Annotated in this window: 2 protein-coding genes; both read left to right on the plus strand. The window is 75.7% G+C overall.

Annotated features, from left to right (window positions below):
- Nucleotides 1-215 precede the first annotated feature (215 nt).
- Entirely contained in the window at nt 216-458 is a 243-nt protein-coding gene (locus ACFVVL_RS35315) for a chaplin (RefSeq protein WP_387682668.1), read from the plus strand.
- Nucleotides 459-700: 242 nt separating this feature from the next.
- A complete protein-coding gene (locus tag ACFVVL_RS35320; protein ID WP_387682671.1) occupies nt 701-1651 on the plus strand; it encodes a chaplin in 951 nt (316 codons plus the stop codon).
- Nucleotides 1652-1765: the final 114 nt, after the last annotated feature.

Below are 1765 nucleotides of genomic sequence, written 5' to 3' on the forward strand. Positions count from 1 at the left end.
GCGGGCGCCCGCGGCCGCCCCGGCTACCCCCGCCCGGGGCGCCGGCGCCGGCCCCCGCGGGGCGGGGCCCGCCGCCGTTCTGACAGATCGATTTCCTGTTCGTCGTATCACCGGTGCGGGTGAAGCGGACGGCCGTTCCGTACCCCGTTCGCCGCAACGTCGTTCCTCCTGTGACGGCCCGGAACCGATATCCGGGTGTTCATACAGGAGGAATGATGAAGGTCAAGAAGATCGCCGCCGTGACCGCCGCCGCCGGCGGCCTGGTGCTCGCCGTCACGGGTGCCGCCTCCGCCCACGGCGGGGCCGGTGCCGAGGGCGTGGCCGCCGGCTCCCCGGGCGTGGTGTCCGGCAACCAGATCCAGATCCCGGTGCACATCCCGGTCAACGTGTGCGGCAACACCATCAGCGTGGTCGGCGTGCTGAACCCGGCGTTCGGCAACACCTGCTTCAACGTCTGAGCCCATCTCGGTCGTTGAGCCGGGCCCCCGGACGGCGTGCGCGCCGTGCCGGGGGCGCTTGTTCTTTCGGCGCGCCCCGTGAATGTGTCGCGGCATCCCTCGAAAGGGTGAATGGTGGTTGAACCGGCCAACCTCCCTGGGGGTTCCTTCGTTCTCTCCCATGCAGCGAGGACCTCTCCACCTATTCGGAAATTCCGACTTTCGGAGGGTCGTCACGTCGTCTCGAAATGTCAGGGGAAAATATGAGGAACGCAGCCAAGAAGGGGCTCCTCACGGCCGTGGCCACCGGCAGTGTGCTGGCCTCGACCGCCGGCTACGCCTACGCGGGCGCCGGCGCGGAGGGTGTCGCGGCAGGCTCGCCGGGCGTCGCCTCCGGCAACTCGGTGCAGGTGCCGATCGAAGTGCCGATCAATGCCTGCGGCAACACGATCGACGTGATCGGCTTGCTGAACCCGGCCTTCGGCAACAACTGCGCCAACTCCTCCGGGCGCCCCGCCGGCGGGGCGCACGCGGGCGGCACCCACACCGGTGGCGCCCAGACCGGCGGCGGGCACCCGGGCGGTGTCCAGACCGGCGGCGGCCACCAGGGCGGCGCCCCGTCCGGAGGTGCACCGTCCGGAGGCGCCCAGACCGGAGGCGCCCACACGGGTGGCGGTCAGGCGGGCGGCGGTCAGGCGGGTTCGGGCGCGGCGGGCGCGGGTTCGGCGGCCTCGGGGGCCACCGCCTCCGGTACGGCCACCGGCTCGCCCGGCGTGATCTCCGGCAACAGCGTCCAGGCCCCGGTGCACGTCCCGGTCAACGCCTGCGGCAACTCGGTGGACGTGGTCGGCGCCCTCAACCCGGCCTACGGCAACACCTGCGTCACCGCGGCCGCCCCGGCGCCCGTCAAGCCCGCGGCGCCGCAGGAGGACTGCCCGGAGGAGCACGCCCCGCACAACGCGCCGCCGCCCGCGCCGCCGGTCACCCAGAGCGCCGACGACCCCGCCCAGGGCACCCCCCGGGCGGCCGCCCCGGCCGAGGCCGCCCCGGTGCGTCCCGCCGTGGCGCACGCGCAGGCCCCGGCCGTCGAGGAGACCGGCCGGCAGCTGGCCGCCACCGGCGCCGGCAACACCGAGCTGCTCGGCGCGGCCGGCCTGGCCCTGCTGATCGGCGGCGGTGTCCTCTACCGCCGCGCCCGCGCCGGCGCCCGTTGATCACCGGGGGCTGACCGGACGCACCGGACGCGGGGGGGGGCGGGCCCCCCCGCCGGCCCCGGGCCCCCCCCCCGGCCGGGCCGCGGGGACGCCGGGCCCGCCCCACCACGGGCG

It is taken from the genome of Kitasatospora sp. NPDC058115, from assembly GCF_042884635.1.
Taxonomy (GTDB): domain Bacteria; phylum Actinomycetota; class Actinomycetes; order Streptomycetales; family Streptomycetaceae; genus Kitasatospora.

Coding starts and splice junctions, on each gene's coding strand:
- ACFVVL_RS35315 (WP_387682668.1), top strand. CDS start 216: ATGAAGGTCAAGAAGATCGCCGCCGTGACCGCCGCCGCCGGCGGCCTG.
- ACFVVL_RS35320 (WP_387682671.1), top strand. CDS start 701: ATGAGGAACGCAGCCAAGAAGGGGCTCCTCACGGCCGTGGCCACCGGC.